This is a genomic window from Bradyrhizobium sp. STM 3809 (assembly GCF_000239795.1).
Lineage (GTDB): Bacteria > Pseudomonadota > Alphaproteobacteria > Rhizobiales > Xanthobacteraceae > Bradyrhizobium.
In genome coordinates this window covers 1-1,247 of record NZ_CAFJ01000522.1, presented here as the reverse complement: position 1 = coordinate 1,247, position 1,247 = coordinate 1, and the positions used below count along the sequence as shown (strand labels likewise).

Genomic DNA, 1,247 nt, shown 5'->3' with positions numbered 1-1,247 from the left:
TGGCTGAACCATTACAGCGTGCGCACGCCGATGCTGGCGCTGGTCGGATCGCATCGACCAAAGGCCTTTGACCCCGACCGGCTCGCAACCCGCCTCTCCGATCCCCAGTTGCGCCCGCTGCTTTCGCCGCTCGGCCTCGATCAGCCGATCGATCTCCTCGGCCAGTATGTCGCCGGCCCGGCATCGCTCGCGCGCTTCGCCGGTCCAGGACCGCTCAATACCGATGATTTTCCGTTCGTGACGTTCGACGCGAGGCGCAACGTCACCGCGCTGGCGGCGCCGCCGTGGGAGCTGCTGCTGACCGTGATCGGCGAGGCCAAGACCGGGGCGGACGAATTGCTCGATCCGGCGCAGCGCGCGGCCTGGCAGCCTCGCCTCGCCGCCTACTGGCAGGCGCGCAACCGCTTCATTCAGGCCGGCGCATCGCTGTCGGGCGAGCCGCGCGGCGCGGCGCTGATCGCGGCCGCCGCGCCCGGCCTGCTCGACTCGGTCCGCCTCAGCGCCGAGTTCGAGCCGGCCTATGCGCCGCTCATGAGCATGGCCCGCTCGCTCCTCGCATCGGATCGCGCCGGCGCCGAGCGCCTGCTCCAGGCGGTCGATGCGGCCGCGCCGTCGCGCCGCGAGGCCCGCGATCTGCTGTCACAGGAATTCGGGAGATAGATGGACTCAGGTGCCGAAGCTGACGCGGTAGCCCCAGCAATCCAGGTGATCCGGGATCGCGTTGAACGCGATGGTGATGCGCTGGTCGCCCTGGTTGCGCGGCACCTCGTGATACAGATAGCTCGGGAACAGCACGAGATCGCCCGGCTCGGCTTCCGGCAACACGTATTTGCCGGCATTGAACGGCCCGACCGCGGCGCTGCGCGTGTGATGCCGGAACGAGAAGTCGCTGCCGCCGGGCGGGCGCACGAACACGGTGCGGCTGCCGGGATGCGACGGCGTCAGATAGAAGATGCCGGAGATGAAGCTGTTGGCATGGGCGTGCAGCGTCTGGTTGCCGCCGGTCTCCAGCATGTTGGTCCACATCTCCTTGACCTGCCATTGCAGCCTCTCGCCGAACAGCAATTCGCCGAAATCGACCAGCTTCGGCACGGCGAGTTCGGCGATGGTCTGGAACAGGTTGTTGGCGCGGGGATCGGCGACCTCGGTATGAAACAGCTGCCCCGAGCGCAGATTGGTTTCGATCTTCGCGCTGCGGATCGCCGCCACGGCGGCATCCTTCAGTTCGGCGCTCAGCAGCGCGGGCG

1 protein-coding gene and 1 pseudogene are annotated in these 1,247 nt (G+C 68.2%); one reads left to right on the top strand and one right to left on the bottom strand.

Translation table 11 applies throughout. The annotated features are described in order from the left end of the window. Window positions 1–660, top strand: a pseudogene (locus BRAS3809_RS24200) (spermidine synthase); the annotation flags it as partial. Between the two features lie 6 nt (window positions 661–666). Here BRAS3809_RS24200 and BRAS3809_RS24195 read toward each other — a convergent pair. Next, window positions 667–1,247 (bottom strand): 2OG-Fe(II) oxygenase family protein (locus tag BRAS3809_RS24195; protein WP_035658082.1); only part of this gene is annotated, 581 nt, incomplete at its 5' end.